At 65.9% G+C, this 18,381-nt stretch carries 18 protein-coding genes; 7 read left to right on the top strand and 11 right to left on the bottom strand.

The genetic code is table 11. From position 1 onward, the window contains the following. Positions 1-10 precede the first annotated feature (10 nt). From BM004_RS34365 to BM004_RS34340, 6 genes are read left to right on the top strand one after another with little or no spacing between them, the layout of a single operon-like run. Complete coding sequence (locus tag BM004_RS34365) at positions 11-1,243, top strand: CaiB/BaiF CoA transferase family protein (protein WP_093220289.1); 1,233 nt, start codon at positions 11-13, stop codon at positions 1,241-1,243. Continuing rightward, the gene (locus tag BM004_RS34360) at positions 1,240-2,211 is read left to right on the top strand and encodes a Bug family tripartite tricarboxylate transporter substrate binding protein (protein WP_093220286.1); all 972 of its coding nucleotides are present in this window, start codon (positions 1,240-1,242) and stop codon (positions 2,209-2,211) included. The genes BM004_RS34365 and BM004_RS34360 overlap by 4 nt, the downstream gene beginning before the upstream one ends. A 35-nt stretch (positions 2,212-2,246) precedes the next feature. Beyond that, complete coding sequence (locus BM004_RS34355) at positions 2,247-3,458, top strand: CaiB/BaiF CoA transferase family protein (RefSeq protein ID WP_177206704.1); 1,212 nt, start codon at positions 2,247-2,249, stop codon at positions 3,456-3,458. Beyond that, positions 3,455-4,288: an enoyl-CoA hydratase/isomerase family protein gene (locus BM004_RS34350; RefSeq protein ID WP_093220281.1), complete on the top strand. Its 834-nt coding sequence runs from the start codon at positions 3,455-3,457 to the stop codon at positions 4,286-4,288. The genes BM004_RS34355 and BM004_RS34350 overlap by 4 nt, the downstream gene beginning before the upstream one ends. Positions 4,289-4,340: 52 nt before the next feature. Next, the gene (locus BM004_RS34345) at positions 4,341-5,348 is read left to right on the top strand and encodes a Bug family tripartite tricarboxylate transporter substrate binding protein (RefSeq protein WP_093220278.1); all 1,008 of its coding nucleotides are present in this window, start codon (positions 4,341-4,343) and stop codon (positions 5,346-5,348) included. Beyond that, a complete protein-coding gene (locus BM004_RS34340) occupies positions 5,345-6,235 on the top strand; it encodes a MaoC family dehydratase (RefSeq protein WP_093220275.1) in 891 nt (296 codons plus the stop codon). The genes BM004_RS34345 and BM004_RS34340 overlap by 4 nt, the downstream gene beginning before the upstream one ends. 302 nt (positions 6,236-6,537) lie before the next feature. Here BM004_RS34340 and BM004_RS34335 read toward each other — a convergent pair whose 3' ends face one another. The 11 genes from BM004_RS34335 to BM004_RS34285 all read right to left on the bottom strand — a co-directional run bounded on the left by BM004_RS34335 (position 6,538) and on the right by BM004_RS34285 (position 17,531). Next, complete coding sequence (locus BM004_RS34335) at positions 6,538-7,539, bottom strand: Bug family tripartite tricarboxylate transporter substrate binding protein (RefSeq protein ID WP_256220180.1); 1,002 nt, start codon at positions 7,537-7,539, stop codon at positions 6,538-6,540. 25 nt (positions 7,540-7,564) lie between these two features. Continuing rightward, positions 7,565-8,311, bottom strand: a complete 747-nt coding sequence (locus tag BM004_RS34330) for an SDR family oxidoreductase (RefSeq protein ID WP_093220272.1) — start codon at positions 8,309-8,311, stop codon at positions 7,565-7,567. Further along, the gene (locus tag BM004_RS34325) at positions 8,308-9,282 is read right to left on the bottom strand and encodes a zinc-binding dehydrogenase (protein WP_177206703.1); all 975 of its coding nucleotides are present in this window, start codon (positions 9,280-9,282) and stop codon (positions 8,308-8,310) included. Before BM004_RS34325 ends, BM004_RS34330 begins: the two co-directional genes overlap by 4 nt. A gap of 46 nt (positions 9,283-9,328) precedes the next feature. Beyond that, entirely contained in the window at positions 9,329-9,820 is a 492-nt protein-coding gene (locus BM004_RS34320; RefSeq protein WP_177206702.1) for a lipocalin-like domain-containing protein, read from the bottom strand. Continuing rightward, on the bottom strand, positions 9,817-10,611 hold the full coding sequence (locus tag BM004_RS34315; protein ID WP_093220262.1) for a hydroxypyruvate isomerase family protein: 795 nt from the start codon (positions 10,609-10,611) through the stop codon (positions 9,817-9,819). The genes BM004_RS34320 and BM004_RS34315 overlap by 4 nt, the downstream gene beginning before the upstream one ends. Before the next feature lie 2 nt (positions 10,612-10,613). After that, positions 10,614-11,621, bottom strand: coding sequence for a Bug family tripartite tricarboxylate transporter substrate binding protein (locus BM004_RS34310; protein ID WP_093220260.1), 1,008 nt, complete (start codon positions 11,619-11,621; stop codon positions 10,614-10,616). Between the two features lie 39 nt (positions 11,622-11,660). Further along, the gene (locus BM004_RS34305; protein WP_093220257.1) at positions 11,661-13,208 is read right to left on the bottom strand and encodes an acetolactate synthase large subunit; all 1,548 of its coding nucleotides are present in this window, start codon (positions 13,206-13,208) and stop codon (positions 11,661-11,663) included. 317 nt (positions 13,209-13,525) lie between these two features. Further along, on the bottom strand, positions 13,526-14,512 hold the full coding sequence (locus BM004_RS34300; RefSeq protein ID WP_093220255.1) for a LysR family transcriptional regulator: 987 nt from the start codon (positions 14,510-14,512) through the stop codon (positions 13,526-13,528). 274 nt (positions 14,513-14,786) lie between these two features. Beyond that, on the bottom strand, positions 14,787-15,659 hold the full coding sequence (locus tag BM004_RS34295; protein ID WP_256220185.1) for a Bug family tripartite tricarboxylate transporter substrate binding protein: 873 nt from the start codon (positions 15,657-15,659) through the stop codon (positions 14,787-14,789). Positions 15,660-15,781: 122 nt separating this feature from the next. Then, positions 15,782-16,591, bottom strand: coding sequence for a hydroxypyruvate isomerase family protein (locus tag BM004_RS34290; protein ID WP_093220250.1), 810 nt, complete (start codon positions 16,589-16,591; stop codon positions 15,782-15,784). A gap of 448 nt (positions 16,592-17,039) precedes the next feature. After that, positions 17,040-17,531 (bottom strand): Lrp/AsnC family transcriptional regulator, encoded by a 492-nt coding sequence (locus BM004_RS34285; RefSeq protein WP_093220247.1) that lies wholly within the window; start codon positions 17,529-17,531, stop codon positions 17,040-17,042. Positions 17,532-17,774: 243 nt separating this feature from the next. Here BM004_RS34285 and BM004_RS34280 point away from each other — a divergent pair, with 243 nt between their 5' ends. Beyond that, positions 17,775-18,203 (top strand): DUF2000 domain-containing protein, encoded by a 429-nt coding sequence (locus tag BM004_RS34280; RefSeq protein ID WP_093220245.1) that lies wholly within the window; start codon positions 17,775-17,777, stop codon positions 18,201-18,203. Positions 18,204-18,381 lie beyond the last annotated feature (178 nt).

Raw genomic sequence — 18,381 nt, 5'->3', positions numbered from 1 at the left:
AGGAACCCCCATGTCCGCCTCGCCTTCCGCGCAGCCCCTGTCGGGATACCGCGTGCTCGACCTCACCGTGATGACCGCAGGCCCTGTGGGCACGATGATGCTCGGCGACATCGGCGCCGACGTGATCAAGATCGAGGAACTGCAGGACGGCGAGCTGTCGCGCAGTATGGGCACGATCTATGTCGGCAAGGAAAGCGCCAACTTTCTTTCGCAGAACCGCAACAAGCGCAGCGTGCGGCTAGACCTCAAGACGGACGAGGGCCGCGAGGCGTTTCTGCGCATGGCTGCGCAGGCCGACGTGATCACCGAGAACTTCCGCCCGGGCACGATGGACCGCCTGGGCATCGGCTACGAGGCGGTGCGCGCGGTGAATCCGCGCATCGTGTTCGCGAGCATCTCAGCCTTCGGCCAGGACGGCCCCTACGCGCACCTGCCGGCCAACGATCCGATCATCCAGGCACTCAGTGGCGCGATGGCAATGACGGGACATCCCGACAGCGAGCCGGTGCGCGTGGGCACGCCCCTGCCCGATTTCAATGCGGCGGCGTTGCTCGCGTTCTCGGTCACGGCCGCGCTCTTGCATCGCGAGCGCACGGGGCGAGGCCAGCGGTTGGAGCTGTCGCTGTTGGGCGCGACGGTGTTCAGCACCCTGCCGCGCGACGGCGAGACCTTCGTCACCGGCAAGGCGCCGCCCCGGCTGGGAAGCGGCCATCCGAGCTTCTGCCCCTACCGCAACTTCCGCAGCCAGGACGGCGTGCTGTTCTTCCTTGCGTGCTTCACGGAAAAGTTCTGGACGTCCCTGTGCAAGGCGCTGGAGCGGCCCGACCTCGCGTCGGACGCTCGCAGCGTGAGCAACGTCGCGCGCTGCGCCCACCGCGTCTTCGTCGATGAAGAGCTCCAGGCCGAGTTCGACCGGCGCGGCGCCGACGAACTGATGGCTCTGTTCGCACGCTTCAGCGTGCCGGCCGCGCGTGTGCAGGACTTGGTGCAGGCGCTGCGCCACGACCCGCAGATCCGCCACAACGGATCGGTGATCGCGATGGAGCACCCGAGCGCGGGCCGCTTCGAGATGCTGGCGTTGCCAGTCAATTTCCACGGCTCGCCCGCGCAGTACAAGCGCCCTGCGCCGCGCCTGGGCGAACACACGCTGGAAATCCTCGGCGAATTCGGCTTTGCGCCGGACGAGATCGAGCGGTTGCTGGACCGGCGCGCCGTCGCGGACATGGACAAAGAGAGCGCATGAACCGCTGGAACAAGTGGCTGGCCGCTATCGGCCTGGCCCTGCTGGGCACCGCGGGCGCGTGGGCGCAGGGCTACCCCAACCGCCCGATCCGCCTGATCGTGCCCTTTCCGCCGGGCGGCGGTTCCGACTACATGGCCCGCGTGGTCCAAGTGCAGTTCGCGGAGCAGCTGAAGCAGCCGGTGGTCATCGACAACCGCGGCGGCGCGGGCGGCACGCTGGGCACGGACATCGCCGCCAAGGCCGCGCCCGACGGCTACACGCTGGTGGTGGGCTCGGTCGCCACGCACGCGATCGCGCAGGCGCTCTATCCCAAGCTGGCCTATGAACCGCTGAAAGACTTCGTGCCCGTGGCGCCCATCGGATCGATGCCGCACATCCTGGTGGTGCATCCGTCGCTGGGCGTGTCGAGCGCGAAGGAGCTCATCGCGCTCGCCAAGGCGCATCCCGGCGAGGCCGCCTACGCGTCCGCCGGCAACGGCTCGCTCGGCCACCTGACGGTGGAACTCTTCAAGAGCATGGCCGGCCTGGACATGCGGCACATCCCCTACAAGGGCAGCGGCCCCGCGCTGGCGGACCTCGCGGGCGGGCAGGTGAAAATCATGTTCGACACGCTGCCCACCGGGCTGCCGCTGGTGAAGTCCGGCGTGCTGCGCGGGCTGGCCGTGTCTGGTTCGAAGCGAGCGGGCGCGGCGCCCGACATTCCGACGCTGGCCGAGGCCGGCGTGCCTGGCTTCGAGGTGCAGGGCTGGTACGGCATCTTCGCGCCGGTCGGCACGCCGCCTGACATCGTGCGCAAGCTCAATGCCGCGATGACGGCGGTGACCGCGATACCTGAGGTCCGCAAGCAGATGCAGACCGGCGGCTCCGAACCCACGTCCGCCACGCCTGATGCCTATGCCGCCTACGTGCGCGCCGAGGCAGGCAAATGGGCCAAGGTCGTGCGCGACTCGGGCGCGCGTGTCGAATGAAGAAGACATCTCTATCTTCCACAGAAAGCCAACGCATGAAATCCCTGCCGCTCGAGGGCGTCACTGTCCTCGACCTCTCGCGCCAGCTGCCGGGGCCGGTCTCCACGCAAATCCTGGCCGACTTCGGCGCCGACGTGATCAAGATCGAGGACACGCGCACCGGCGACGACTTCCGCCGCGTGGAGCCGCGCACGAAGGGCGTGTCGGCGCGCCACATGATGATCAACCGCAACAAGCGTGGCCTGGCGATCGATCTCAAGTCCCTGGAAGGCCGCGCGATCTTCCTCGACCTGGCGAAGCGCGCCGACGTGGTGTTCGAGCAGTTCCGGCCCGGCGTGGTCCGCCGCCTGGGCATCGACTACGACGCCGTGCGCGCGGCGAACCCGAAGATCGTCTATTGCGCGCTGTCGGGCTTCGGGCAGCACGGGCCGCTGCGCGACGTTGTGGCGCACGACCCGAACTACCTGTCCGTCAGCGGCATCCTGGGGCTGATCGGGCGGCGTGGCGAAGCGCCCGCGATGACGGGGCCGCAGATCTCCGACCTCGCGGCCGCGCACATGGCGACCATCGGCATCCTGCTGGCGCTGCGGCGTGCCGAGCACACGGGCGAGGGCGAATACATCGACATCGCCTTGTTCGACAGCGCCTTCTCGCTGGCCGTGACGGCGCTCTCTACCTACGTGGGCAGCGGCACCGCGCCCACGCGCGGCGAAGAGCGCCACAACGGGCGCTTTCCGTGGTCGGACATCTACGAGACCTCGGACGGCGGCTTTGTCACCATCTCGGCGATCGAATCGCACTTCTATCGCAACCTCTGCAATGCGCTGGGGCGGCCCGAATGGACCGAGCTGCAGTACGCGGACGACACGCGGCAGGAAGAGATCCGCGCCGACCTGCGGCGCATCTTCCTCACGCGCACGCGCGACGAATGGTTCGCACAACTGAAGGACAAGGAAGTCTGCATCAGCCCGGTGCTGACGGTGGCCGAAGCCGCCGAGAGCGAGCAGGTGCGCGCGCGAGAGTGCCTGGTGCCGCACACGCACCCGGTTGCGGGCGACACCCGCTTGCTGGCGACGCCCATCCGGATGAAGAACGCGCCGGCCTCGATCCGCCGCCATGCGCCGGCTCTGGGCGAGCATTCGGCGGAGATCCTGGCGTCGCTCGGCTTCGATGCGGCGCGCATCGCGGAGCTGGCCGCGCGCGGCGTGGTGCTCGTGCCCGGCCTCGACCCGGAAGCGAAGCGATGACCGGCGAGACCGTGCGCTACGAGGCCGACGGCCCGATCGCGCGCGTCACGCTCGACCGGCCGCAGCGCCACAACGCCCTCAACCCCCGCGCGATGCGCCGGCTCGGCGAGATCTGGCATGACTTCATGCTGGCGCGCGAGCTGCGCGTCGCCGTGCTGTCGGGCGAAGGGCCGAGCTTCTGTTCGGGCATGGACATCGGCGAGACGCACCCCGGCTTCGGCTACCTGCCCGAAGCCGCTGCCAGGCAGGACGATGTCGAACGCGATGCTGCGCGGCGCCACGAGGCCTTGCCAGGCGAGCGGCGGCGATTGCTGTACGTGCCGCCGCCCGAGTTGGGCAAGCCGGTGATCGCCGCGCTGCACGGGCGCGTGAGCGGCGGCGGGCTGGAGCTCGCGCTGGCGTGCGACCTGCGCATCGCGGCCGAGGGAACCGTGTTTGCGCTGCCGGAGGTGACGCGCGGAATCATCCCCACCAGCGGCGCCATCTACTGGCTGCCGCGCATCGTCGGCCTGGGCCGCGCGCTGGAGCTGTTGCTGACCGGCGAATCACTGGACGCCGAAGAGGCACTGCGCATCGGTCTCGTCAACAAGCTGGTGCCGCGCGATCTGCTGGACGAGGCCGCGAGCGCCATGGCGCAGCGTATCGCGCGCAACGCGCCGCTCGCGGTGCAGGCGCTGCGCGATGCGGTGATCAGGTCATCCGGCGCGGGCGCCCACGAAGGTTTGGCCATTGCCGAGAACCTGGGCCGCAACTTGCGAACAACTGCGGACTACGCGGAAGGCTTCCGCGCGTTCGCGGAGAAGCGGGCACCCGATTTCTCGGGTCGCTGAAGTGCGGGGCGACGGGCCTGCACAGGTTTCAAAGAGGACACAGGAGACAACGATGCGTTCGAAAAACCCTTCACGGGGACTTCGTTCGCGCTGCGCGTCGCTGCGGCGCTGCATGTGCGCCGTGGCCGCGCTCGCGCTGTTTGCAGGCGGCGCGGCCGCGCAGGACTACCCGTCCAAGCCGATCCGCATGCTCGTGCCGTTCCCGCCCGGCGCCACGGATGCGGGTGCCCGCGTGCTCGCCCAAGCGCTGACCGTGAGCCTCAAGCAGCCGGTGGTTGTCGAGAACCAGGGCGGGGCCAACGGCGGCATCGGCGCCGAGACGGTGGCCCGCTCGAAGCCCGACGGCTACACGCTGCTGTTCACCTCCATGGGCACGTTGGTGATGAACCCGCGCATCTACCGCAACCAGCGTTTCTCGGTCGAGCGCGACCTGGTGCCGGTGGCCAAGGTCGTCGACACGCCGCTGGTCATCGTGGTGAGGCCCGACCGCGACATCAAGACGCTCGACGAGCTCGTGGCGCACGCGAAGAGCGCGCCGGGAAAGCTGAGCTTCGCCTCCGGTGGCAACGGCGCGTCGAGCCACATGGCTGCCGAGCTGTTCCAGTACAGCACCAAGGTCCGCACGAATCACATTCCATACAAGGGCAATGGCCCGGCGTTGATGGATGTGCTGAGCGGACAGGTCGACGTGATGTTCGACCAGGTGGCTTCGTCGCAGCCGCACATCCTTGCGGGCAAGCTGCGCGCGGTAGCGGTGACGTCGCCCCGGCGCCTGGCATCGCTGCCCGACGTGCCGACGGTGGGAGAGCTCGGACACCCGGAACTGCAGATGTCGTCCTGGGCTTCGGTCACCGCGCCGGCCGGCACTCGGCCCCAGGTGATCGATATCCTCAGCCGGGCCAGCGTCGACGCGCTGCGGCAGCCGGCGGTGCGGCAGGCCACGGAGCGGGGCGGCGCGATCGCGGCACCGGGCGACTCGCGCGAACTGGGCGCGCTGCTCAAGAGCGAGACGGAGCGCTGGGGCAAGATCATCCAGGCTGCGGGAATCAAGATGGAATGAGCGGGGCCTTCGATGCACCGCGGCTGCGGCGTTGGCGCATTCCCGACACCGCGCGCAGGTATACGCGGCAGGACACCATGCTCTACGCGCTGGGTATCGGGCTGGGCGGAGATCCGCGCAGTGCCGACGAGTTGCGATTCGTCTACGAGAACGAGCTGCAAGCACTGCCTTCGTTTGCCACGGTGCTGGCGTACCCCTTTCTTTGGTATGCGGAACCAAGCACTGGCGTGGATCTGCTTAACGTGGTGCACGCTGAGATGGGCTTCGAGAACCATGCGCCGATTCCGGTCGAAGGCGCGGTGCGCGGCGAGACCCGTGTCACGGCGGTCGAGGACAAGGGCGCGCAGGTCGGTGCGCTCCTGACGACGCGGTGCGAGATCTATGACTCGGCACGTCGCGTGCTGATCTCGACGCTGCATTCGGCCTCGCTCGCACGGGCCCACGGCGGCTTCGATGCAGGATCGCGCCCGGCCTCGAGCGCGTGGCCCTTGCCCGATCGCGCGCCCGATGCGGTCTGCGACATCGCCACGCTGCCGCAGGCCGCGCTGATCTATCGACTGAGTGGCGATCTCAACCCGCTGCATGCCGACCCCGAGGTGGCCGAAAGAGCCGGATTCCCGGGGCCAATTCTTCACGGTCGCTGCACCTTCGGCGTGGCTGCATGGGCTTTGCTGCGGCTGTGCTGCGGCTACGACGCGCAGCGGCTCAAGCGCATGCGCTGCCGGTTCTCGAGCCCGGTGTTTCCTGGCGAGACCGTGCGTACCGAGATCTGGCAGGAGGGCGCGGGCGTGCACTTTCGCGCGTCGGTGCCACTGCGCGGCGCCGTCGTGCTGTCGCACGGCGAGGCCGAGATCGCGAAGGGGACCATGGAATCACGTGATCGCTGATCATGAGCGCCAGGGGCCCCGGGGCCGGACAGAAGATGTGCCTGCCGTCCCGAAGTGAAAGCGAGCTACCCGCGGCGCAGTAGACATCTTGGACTGGTTATGCCGACGCTCGTTGCAGCCGAGCTCTGGATGGGCGGATGCGCGCCTCGGTGCAGGCCGGGTGACATCGCGTGGTGACTGTCATCCGCCGCGCCCTAGCTGCATCTGGCGTGCTTCTTCGCCTCGAAATGTGCGAATCCGGCAGACGCTCTTCTATTCCCACTCCGCGTGGTGAAATGTCGCGCCAGCGATACGCATCTTCATCACTGCAGCTGTATGCCCGCCCGCCGAATCACATCGCGCCACTTGATTGTTTCGGCACGCGCGAAGTCCGCCGCGCTCGCCGCCGTGCCGCCGCCCGGCTGCATCGCGTTGTCTGCCATGACGCGTAGCACGCGGGGCGCTTTCAACGCGGCGTTCAATTCCATGTTGAGCCGTTGAACGATGGCCTGCGGGGTTCCAGCCGGAACCCAGATAGCTCCCCAGCCGGAGACCTCGTAACCCTTGATGCCGGCTTCGTCGAAGGTCGGGACATCCGGCAATACCTCGAGCCGATGCGGGGACGAAACCGCGAGGGCGCGGATCTTGCCGGCCTTGATCAGCGCCAGCGAGGCTGGTAAGTTGTCGAAGATCGCCGGAACCTGGCCACCCATGACATTGGTCAGCGCGAAGGCGCTGCCCTTGTACGGCACGTGCGTGAGCTCGACGTCGGCCATGGTCTTGAGCAACTCGAGCGACATGTGCGGGCTGGTGGCGTTGCCCGGTGTGGCGACATTGATGGTGCCCGGCCTGGCCATGGCTTGCGCGAGAAATTCCCGCAGATTCTTGGCCGGGAAGTCCGGGTTGACGGCCAGCACGTTCCACACATGCATGGTCATGACGACGGGTTCGAAATCCTTGACGGGGTCGAACTCGAGCTTGGGGTACAGCGTCGCATTGGCGGCGTGGGTCGTGTTCGTGCCGAAGAACAGCGTGTAGCCGTCCGCTGGGCTTCTTGCCACATTCGCGGCAGCGATGTTGCCGGACGCTCCTGGCCTGTTCTCCACGATCACGGGCTGCCCGAACTGGACCGCGAGTTGCTCGGCAAGCTGTCGCGCTGCGCCATCGGCAGCTCCGCCGGGAGGAAATCCGAGTACCAGCTTCAAGGGTCTGGTGGGATAGCTTTGTGCGGCCGCGCCGCAGGCAGCCCCCAGCAGCATTGCGGCCATGAGGCCGTGCAGGTCTCGGCGAGTCAGGCTGGCAAGTGTGGACGCGGAGGTGGTCATGGCCGCGCTGGTTCGTTCCGGCCCGTCATGCGCCGAAGGCCCGGTTGTGTGTTGGGCTGATCAGGATCTCGTTGACGCAGACCCGCACCGGCATGCCGGCGACGAAGGCGATGGTCCGGCCCAGGTCATCCTCCTGCAGCATGCGGGCGCGCTCCTGCGCGAGCACGGGCGACGGCCGCTGGTCCAGGATCGGCGTGTCGGTTTCGCCGGGCATCAACACACAGCCGCGCAAGCCGTTGCGCCCTTCCTCCATGTTGAAGCTGTGCGTCAGAGCGACCACCGCATGCTTGGTCGCGTTGTACGCCGGCCCCACCAACGATGAGGCATGCCGGCCTGCCCACGACGCGACATTGATGACGAGCCCCTCGCGCCGCGCTCGCATCGACGGCAGCACGGCGTGCATGCACTGAAATGTTCCCGTCAGGTTCACGTTCACGATCTGGCGCCAGGCGGCTACGCCAACGTCGCCCCAGGACCGCGCCGTGACGTTGATGCCGGCGCTGTTCACCAACACGTCGACGGGGCCACAGTCGCGCTCGACGTCCGCGACTGTGGCCGCGACCGCCTCGCTGTCCGTCACGTCCAGCACGAAGCTAAACGCCGTGCCACCCTGCGCGGCGACCTGGCGGGCCACCGCCTGTAATGCGTCGGCCCGGCGGCCGGACAGGACAACGACGTGCCCCGTCTGCGCCAGGGCCAGCGCGGCTGCCCTGCCGATCCCGGAGCCCGCGCCGGTGATCCAGGCGATCCGCTGGGTTCTGTCTTGTGTCATGGTTGCAGGATCACCTTGCCGAAATGCTGGCGTGACTTCATCCACGCATGGGCCTGGGCCACGTCTTCCAGCGCGAACACCGTGTCGATCGGCATGCTGAATCGCTCGGCCTGCAGCAGCGGGGCAACGTCGGCCAGCATGCGCGAGATCAGCGCAGCCACATCGTCGACGGTGCGCGTGCGAAAGGTCACGCCGACCAGCGACAGCCGCTTGAGCGAGAGCAGGTCGAGGTCGATCGCCCCAGCAGTGCCGCCCATGCGCCCAACGCTCACGATGCGTGCGCCGATTGCCGCGCTGGCCATGTTCTCGGTGAGCGCGAGGGCGCCCAGATGGTCGATTACCACATCCACGCCATGCCCGTGCGTCGCCTCCCGGACGGCGGCCTCCAGCGTGGGTCCGTTGTGCACGGCCAGGGTCACGCCCAGCGCGCGCAAGCGCTCCCATTTGTCCGTTGACGTGCTGGTGCCGATCACCTGCTCGGCCCCGAGCAATCGGGCCAGCTGGACTGCGGCGATGCCAACTACTGAACTGGCGGCCTGCACGAGAACGTGATCGCCGCGCGCCAGGCGTCCGTTGGTGACGAGTGCGTCATGCGCCGTCATCAGCGCAGCCGGCCAGGCAGCAGCCTGCAATACGTTCACGCCATCGGGCACACGCATGAGCAGGCGTTCGTCTACGCAAACCCGTTCCGCCTGCGCGCCGCTGCACATGGCCATCACTCTGTCGCCGGGGCTGAAGCCCTGGACATCGGCACCGCAGCCGACGATCTCGCCGGCCATCTCGAGCCCGGCCACGCCGGTAGGCCCGCTGCCTGTCATGGCACGGAAGTGGCCGGTCTTCAAGGACAGGTCGGCCCGATTCATGCCAGCTGCGAGCACCCTGACCAGTACCTCGCGCGGACCGGGCGCAACTTCTGCGACGTCGTGCACCTGAGGGTACGGCGCGCCGCTGTCGTCACGCGTGATGAACACGGCCCTCATGCGACGACCCCCGATGTCCCGGCTGCGAGACGTTTGCTCATGGTTGCACCTCGATCGGGAAAATGTCCGGCTCGCGCAGGAACTTCAACTCGTTGCAGGCCCGGCGGTCGTTGATCGACAGCGGCGCGGACCGCAGCGTCAGCTGCCGTCGACCGTCGACCTCCTCGAACTGCCAGAACCGTTCCAGCGTGCGACCTTCCCAATCCGGAAGGTGGCAGCCGATGACGCGGTGCATCACCTTGCGCTGGGCCGGATCAGTCTCGAAGCGGCAGAAATACGAAAAGTAGCCGTTGAACGCAGCAACGATCTCGTCAGCCGAGCCGATGCCACGCTCTGCCACCGAGGAGCGCATCGCAGAAAACTTCGGTCGGCCGCGCTGCATCAGGGCGCCGGTCATGAAGCCGGCGTGGGTGTAGACGATCAGGCCTTCGGCATCGGCGCCCAGCGGAAACTCCACGCCGCCGTCGTCGTACAGGATGCGGAACGACAGCAGCCGCCAACTGCCGATCAGGGCTTGCACTTCGCTCATTGCACACGCTCCGGCAACAAGCCCAGTGCGCGCGCCCAGGTCAACGAGTCGGTGGTATTCCGGCGCGGCGTGTACTCCAGCCCGACCCAGCCGTTCCATCCGCGCCGCTCCAGCCCTTCTAGGAAGGCGTGCAAGTCCAGCTCGCCCTCTCTTGGCTCGTGGCGCCCCGGCGCGTTGCCGATCTGCACGTGCCCGACGTGCGGCCAGGCGATGTCGAGATCCTCCGCCAGCGCGTTCCCCTCCATCGCCACGTGGTAGGTGTCAAAGCACAGCTTCAGGTTGCTGCGCGCCACGGATTCGATCAGGGCCACCGCGTCCTTGTTGGCATGGATCAGGTAGTCGGCGATCCGCGCCCTGCAGCAAGCTTCGATGAGGACCGTGAGCCCGTGCGCACCCGCCACGTCGGCAGCCCAGCGCAGGTTCTCGCACGCCATGGCGATGCAGTCGGCCCGCTTCGCACCGGCGGGCACGTTGCCCAGCGGCACGTGGATCAAGGGCCGGCCGCAGTCGACGGCATAGGCGACGGCGGCCTGGATCGTGGTCCGGAAGTCGTCCTCCCGACCGGGCAGGCTCGCCAGCCCGCGCTCACCCGCGTCCCAGTCGGTGGGCGATAGGATTTGTACGAGGGCCAGTCCCGATGCTTCGAGGCTGGCTCGATAGTCGCGCGCCGCGACCGCGTATGGAAACGCCACTTCGACGCCCCGGAATCCATCGGCCGCCGCAGCAGCGGCACGCTCGGACATGGGTAGTTCGGTGTACAACCAACGCAGGTTGGGATCGAGCCGGATCATGCTCAAGCCTCCTGCCGGATGCGGCCGACCTTGACCACCTCTGCCCAGCGTGCCCGGTCGTCCGCCTGGTACGCGGCGAGCTCCTGCGGCGAGCTCGCCATCGGCCGCACGTGGATGGTGGCCAGGCGCTGCCGTACATCGGAGCGCTCCAGCGCCGCGCGCACGGCGGCGTTGAAGGTGGCGACCAGCGCCGGGTCCATCTTGCGCGGAGCGTAGAGCGCCCCCCACGACACTGCGACAACGGCCGGATGACCCGCCTCGGCCGTGGACGGCACGTTCGGCAGGAACGGCGACCGTTGTCGGCTGGCGACGGCCAGTGGCCGCATCTTCCCGGCCTGGATGTGCGGCATGGACGCGGCCAGGGTGACGAAGGCGCACTGCAGTTCGCCGGTCATCAATGCCACATCCTGGTCCGTCGCGGTCTTGTAGGGGACGTGCAGCATGTCGACGCCGGCTGACATCTTGAAAAGCTCGCCTGCGAGATGGGTGATGCTGCCGACACCGAAGGAACCATAGGCCAGCTTTCCGGGGCGCGCCTTGCCATCCGCGACGAGATCGCCGACGGATCGCACCGGCAGCGAGGTCGTGACCACCAGCGCGTTCTCGGCCTCCGCCACCATCGAGATCGGCGTGAAGTCGACCACTGGATCGAACGGCAGCGAGGTCCGCACGTTCGGCAGCACGGATTGGGTCGACGATGCGCCGAAGAACAGCGTCGATCCGTCGCTGGGCGCTCGCGCGGCGGCGGACGCGGCGATGGCGCCCGACGCTCCGGGGCGGTTGTCCATGATGATCGGCAGGCCGAGCTCCTCAGCCATGCCCGCACCCAGCGCACGCGCGATCACATCTGCCGATCCGCCGGGACCGAACGGAAGAATGACGGTCACCTTGCGCACGGGCACAGCAACGCGGGCGTGTGCGATCGTCGCCGCCAGCCCAAGGCCGGCGGCAAGGACCGTCCGGCGCTTGAGCGGGCGCGGCCCGCGGTACCTGGTGTCGAGCATGTTCATGCGTTTCCTTCGTTCAAGTTGCAGTTGCGATCGGCCAACTCACACCATGAGTTCGATCAGGAACGGACCGCGGCGGGTAAAGCTGGCGCGCATGAGGTCGGCACATTGCTCGAGCGTGGTCGCCCTGGCGGCCTCCACACCCATGCCGTTGGCTAGGCTGACCCAGTTCAGCGACGGATTGCCCAGGTCCAGCATGGACATGGCGGTGGTGCCCGGCGTGGCCCCGGCACCGACCTTGCGGTATTCGCCGATGAGGATGTTGTATTTGCCGTTGTTGATGATGATGGTCGTGACCGGAAGCTGCTCCCGGGCCTGGGTCCACAGCGACTGCACCGTGTACATGCCCGAGCCGTCGGCTTGCAGGCTGATCACGCGACGTTGTCTGCCCGCCGCCAATGCGGCTCCCGTGGCTACGGGCATGCCATCGCCGATGGCACCGCCGGTGAGGTGCAGCCAGTCATGCGCGGGCGCGCTGTGGGTGAAGCGGTAGAAGTGGCGGCCGTAAGTGGCGCTTTCCTCGGAGACGATGGCGTCCTCGGGCATCAGCGCGGCCAGCGTCTGCGCCAGGCCTTCGGGCGAAGGCACACCGCGTGCGGGTTCTGGCCGCTGTCCGGCATCGGGCATCTCGGCATCCGGCACATCCAACGCCAGAGCAAGCGCCCGCAGTGCTTCCTGCGCATCCTGGTCCGGCCGCGACAGCACGTGGAACTGAGTGCCCGGCTCGTACTGCAGCGACGACACGCCGGGATACCCGAAGAAGGTGACTGGCGGGCGCGCGTTCACCAGCACGATTTGCCGAAAACGCCCGAGCGCCGCCAGCGCCTCGTCCCGTGCGTAAGGCACCCGCTCGATCGGCAGGCGGCCGCGCCCCCGCTCCAGGCGTGCGTTCACGAAATCGGCCATCAGCATGGCGCCCGTCGCCTTTGCGATGCGCCAGGCCAGGCGCTGCGCTTCGCCCAGCACGGCTTCGCCGGCCAAAAGCAGCAGCACGTCGTCCCGCCCGCGCAGCATGCGGGCCGCGCCTTCGACGGCCGAGGGGTCGATCGGTGGCGACGCGGGCGGCTCTTTCGCCGTGCCGACCTCGCCGCCCTCTCCCCAGGACACGTCAGCGGGCAGGATCAGCGTGGCGATCTGACCGGCGAAGGCACGTGCGGCTGCGACCGCCTCGACGGCATCGCTGCCGAGCTCCGCCGCCCGCGCGCTGGTGCGCACCCAGGCCGAGACGGTCTGCGCCATGCCCGCCGTATCGGAAGTCAGTGGTGCGTCGAGGGGGCGGTGAAAGGTCGCCTGGTCGCCCACGATGTTGACGATGCCGCTGCGGGCTCGGCGCGCGTTGTGCAGGTTGGCCATGCCGTTGGCGAAACCCGGGCCGCAGTGCAGCAGCGTGCAGGCCGGCTTGCGCGCGATGCGAAAATAGCCGTCGGCCATGCCCGTCACGACGTTCTCTTGTAGGCCGAGCACGCATTGCATGCCGGGCACGGTGTCCAACGCCGCGACGAAGTGCATCTCGCTCGTTCCCGGGTTGGCAAAGCAGGTGTCGACACCCGAGGCCAACAGCGTTTTCACTAGGCTCGTTGCACCGTTCATCGTGCTCGCCCCGTGTTTATTCCGCATGAATCCGTGCGTAGCGCGATGCGTGTCCATCTTGCGGACTCGGCCCGTGCGAAGCCGGCGAACTGCGCGGACGGCAGCGAGGCGATGAGGTCATCCGTCGCAGGTGGGATATCGAACATGGTTTGTCTCCTGCGGCTCATTAGAAGAGGCTGACGCAGGTTGCGTCCAATACTGTTGCGCGCTAGATCGATAAGAGAATTCGATCGATGTCGCCGCGGGCGCGTCTTTCCACTGCGCTCGGGCGCTGTAGAGCTCGCACGGGGGCGTGCAGCTTGCCGGCAGCAGCGAGGTCAGGAGGAGGGCCGGTCCGAAGCGGAAGGTGCGCGGTCCCAAGCCGGCTGCGATGGTATGCCGGCGCTTGTTGTCGCATCGAGCTCGTGCTGCGAGACGAACCGTTGTGCGACATCGACCAGCATGGCCAGGGCCGTGCTGGAATTACTTGCCGACCACACCAGCGCCAACCCTGCACGCGGCTCCGGTGCCGCAAACCGGCGGATGGCGACGCCTTGTACCTGGATTGCTTTTGCGCGTGACTCGGTAAGAATTGTGAGGCCAGTTCCCGCTGCAACGGCGCGCAGCATGTGTTCCTCGTCAGGCTCGTGAAGGACGATCCGCGGGGAACGGTCGCCCCAGATCTGGCCGAACATCATGCGGTAGAAGCCTGGCGCCCGATCCGGCGATCCCGTCACGATCGGTTCATCGACGAGATCCGCGGTACGGATGCGTTGTCGCCGCGTCAGCCGATGGGTTCGCGGCAGTCCAACAACGAGAGCCTCGCTGCCGATCGGCAGCACCTGCAACTGCTGGGCAGCGGGGTCCGCCAGCTCCAGCGGTGCGCGCACGAAGGCCGCGTCGAGTTTGCCGTCGAGCAAATCCTCGATGCTCTTGGCCGTGTATTGAGAGTTGATCTGCAATTGCAGCGCAGGGGCTTCGCTGCGCAGCGTTTCCACGATCTCGCTCGAGGCACCGCCGGCAGCCGATCGGGCGAAGTTCAACCGCAGGGTGCCCTCGCGTCCGAGCACGAACGCATGCATTCGGTGGCGAACCTGGTCCGCCATTTCGAGCAACCGCTGCGCTTCCACGAACAGGACTGCGCCGGCCTCGGTGAGTTCGACGCGACGGCTTGACCGAGCTAGCAACTCCACGTTGAACTCAGCCTCGAGCGCCTGAACGTTCTGCGTGAGCGCGGGTTGGGCGACATGCAGGCGCTGCGCGGCGCGTCCGAAGTGCAGTTCCTCTGCCACCACGACGAAATAGCGAAGGCGGCGTAGGTTCATGATGATGAAAGGTTGCTCGTCAATCCTCGCTGACTTTAAGCCCGTTAATTGGATCGGGCTATCCCCGGTTACGAGCGGGCTGCACCACTCGATCTCCGCTGCGATCGAATCAAAGAATGGGAGTATGCCGGACGGCCCGTTTCTGCCGCGGGCAAAGGTGATGCCTGCCTGTCCGGCGACCGGCTTTCGCCGCTTGATGCTGAGGCAGATAGATCAGATGGGCAGAGAGTTCAGGCTAGGGCCGTCGCAAGTCGACTTTAGACCGAAGCATGGCTCAGCTTTCTAGCTTGATGCCAGCAGCCTGGACCACACGGCTCCAGCGCGCATGGTCGCGCTTCTGATACTCGGTCAGTTCCTCCGGCGTGCTTCCCAGCGCGCGAGTAACAATTGCGTTGAACCGCGTCTTCAACTCAGGGCGCTTCAGCGAGGTCTGGACTGCCGCATTTAGCCGCGTGATGTGTGCGCTGTCCATTTTCGCCGGTCCGTACAAGGCTGCCCAAGACACTGCAATGATGCTCGGAAAGCCAGCTTCGGACGTGGTTGGCAACGCTGGCAGGAAGGCTGAGCGCTGCGCGCTGGCCAACGCGAGGGCACGCATGCGGCCAGCCCGTATGTGCGGGATGGCCGTAGCGAGCGTGGCGAATGCGAACTGGAGTTGCCCGCTCAGCAGGGCCAGGTCCACTTCGGAGTTCGCCTTGTAGGGCACGTGGATCGCGTCCACGCCAGCAGCGATCTTGAACAGCTCACCAGCCAGGTGTGTGATGCCGCCCGCGCCCGAGGAACCGAAAGCCAGTTGCCCGGGCCGCGCCTTGCAGTAGGCCACCAGCTCGGACACGCTGTTGACGGGCAGCGTCGGGCCGACGACCAGCGCGTTTTCCACCTCGGCGATCATCGAAATCGGGGTGAAGTCGGCGACCGCGTCGTAGGGTAGTTTGGGTGATGCCGCCGGCAGTACCGCATGTGTGCTGGATCCGCCAAGGAGGAGCGTGCGGCCATCGGGAACAGCACGCGCAGCTGTTGCCGCGCCGATCGCTCCCGAGGCACCGGTACGGTTGTCTACGATCATCGGTACGCCCAGGGCACGGCCCATGCCTTCAGCAACGGAACGACCGATGGTATCGAGCGAGCCCCCGGCGCTGTAAGGCACGATCAATCTGATAGGGCTGTCCCCGGCGGTGAACTGGGCGCGTGCGCCCGTGGCCCATGCCAAGCCCAATGACAGCAGGGAGCGGCGATGTAGCCAAGTCAAAGTTGTGTCTCCTCTTGCGGTCACGTGGTGCCACGTATGCCATAACGATTCGCCCAACGCAGGCTCGCTTGCGAGTTGCCGGCAGGCCGGTACTCGCAACTGAATGCGCCTCGGTAACCGAGACGCTGCGCCTCGGCGATGGTGGCGTGTACGTCGTGGCCCGATTCGTCGGGACCCAGGCGATCCGGCGCAAAGGCAATCTGCACGTACCACAGCAATGGCATTGCGTGGCGCAGCTCGGCATGCACTTGCGCCATGTCGTGCCCGTGCTGCCACTGCGCGTGATGGAAATCCAGCACGATGCCTAGATTTGCCGCTCCGATTCGCTTGGTGAGATCGATCACTTGGCTCACAGTGTTGATCGGGTATCTCGGGAAGTCACGTTGACATACCGGCTCCAGCACCAGCCGCAGGCCGTGCTCGGAGGCTTGCATGCAGGCCCAGCGCAGGTTCTCAACCAGCACATGCGCGCATTCTGCGGGGTCAGCACCCTCGGGCACGTTGCCGGCGGGTGGATGAATCAACGGGCGGCCGAGTCCTGATGCATATCGAATCGCTTCATGCATGCCAGCTCGAAATTCTTCCTGTCTCCCGGGCACTGTGGCCAAACCGCGATCGCCGGCATCCCAGTCGCCTGGCGCGGCTAGCAAGTAGAGAAAGCGCAGGTCATGCTGGAGTAGCGACTCGCGCAGTTCCGGCAAGGGCAGTTCATAGGGAATGCTCAAGTCCACCGCTCGGAAGCCGCAGGCTGCAGCCGCGCTGAAGCGTTCGGCCAGCGGCCATTCAGTGAACAACCATCTTAGGCTGGCGGCAATCAGCGGTGTTTCCATAATGCCGCATTGGAACTGGTGATCCCTGAAGCGTCCAATACAGGATGCCTACAGATCGATAAGATTTTTTGATTGACGAGCTTACGCTATTAATTGCACTTTGGCCGCGCGGCCGAACGCTGCATGGTGGTCATTGTCGACCCGCCGCGGCACGGGTGAGGCGAAGCCGCCGTCAACACAGGAATTTCCTCGTGTTTCGAACGAATGGATACTCGAGTTCCCGAAGGAGCATGGCCGGCCTACGAGCGCTCGATTATGCTGGCGAGAGGGCATTGCGCATGCTGGCGACGGCGGATTCGAACGGGTGCCGCAGCCTTCGCTGAGTGAATAGCAGCTGGGCCAGCAGATCGCCACAATGATGCGTAGCGACTGTATGGCGTGGAAGCTTGGCCGGCAGCACGACTCTCCTTTGTAGAAGACCGGGAACTCAAGTGCTCAGCGTGTCAAGTTACTTGGGTAGAGGACCACGTTCGAGGTAGGTCCCTAGGGCGATGAAGGTTCTCACGCCCTTGAATCCGTCCAATTGATGGAATTTGCTTAGAAGATCCTCAAGGGCTGCTGGGCTCTCAGTGCGCACCTTCAAGATCATGGCTGTATCGCCGGCCACCGTGTGTATTTCTTCGATTTCAGGGAATGCAGACATATCGAGTACCCGCCGAGTTGTCTCCCAGTTGCTCGTTTCAAGATGCACGAACGCCAAGAGACTCCTTCCGATCTTTGAGCCATTAAGCAATGCCACAGTCGCCCGAATCACACCATTGCGCTTGAGTCGCTTGACGCGCTCATGCACTGCGGGGGCAGAAAGGTGAGTTTTCTCGCCCAGTTCCGCATAGCCAAGTTCCGCGTTCTGCGCCAGAAGGCCTAACAATTTTTTGTCGGTGGCGTCCACCTGACCCTCATGGTCCCGAATGCGCCGAACAGGTTTCGTATCTTCGCTCATGGCCGTTCCTTCAATCGGTTGCTCAATAAAATTACTTCGAAGCGTCATCCTACGAGAAACGATTCTGTACTTACATCCAAATCTAACGGGGATACAGGTGTAGCCGCTAGCCGCGTCAGATCAGCGCTTGCAGGTGTAGCGTTCTCTTCGACACCCTACGGCCCATCATCGACAACGCGCTGAATGCCCCCCGAGCATCGACATGCGGTCCCTGCCTATTCCAGAATTCACCAAGGTCTATTCATGCTTGAAGCATTCGGAGCAACGCCCGAGCGAAGTGTCATCATCATTAATAACGAACTGCCGATTGGAAAGGCGGCCAACGCTGCGGCCGTTGTCGCATTTACTCTGGGGCAGAGGCATCCGGCTCTGGTTGGTGAGAAATTTCAGGATGGAACAGGAACGTCCTATCCTGGAGTGATTTTTACGGGCATTTCTATCCTCGGTGCTTCGCCCGGCGAGTTAATCGCAATAAGTGAGAAGGCATCCGCGGCCGCGAATTGCGACGTCGTCGTGTTTCCCCTCGAAGGTCAAACGACCGTCGATTACGAAGAATTCCGCCGAGTCATGGCGGATGTGATGCCCGAACGTTTGGGATATCTGGCAATCGGCCTTGCCGGCCATCGCAAGTCAATTAACAAGATCGTGGGAAATTTGAAGCTGCTTAGATGATTGTTCAGCAAACAAATCTGCGCCGCACCAAGTCGGGCATAAGGTTCGCTCCTCGACTCGCCTTGCAAGCTAGCACGCTGTCTTGAATCGCCCCGGCTTTCATGGAGGCCGGTTGGTTTAAGTCATGCCGCCATCGTGGCGGTCTGACTGGCGAGTTGCCGGTAATAGTTTGCCTCAG

It is taken from the genome of Variovorax sp. OK212 (assembly GCF_900112425.1).
Classification (GTDB): Bacteria; Pseudomonadota; Gammaproteobacteria; order Burkholderiales; family Burkholderiaceae_C; genus Variovorax.
This window is presented reverse-complemented; position numbering and strand designations above follow the sequence as displayed.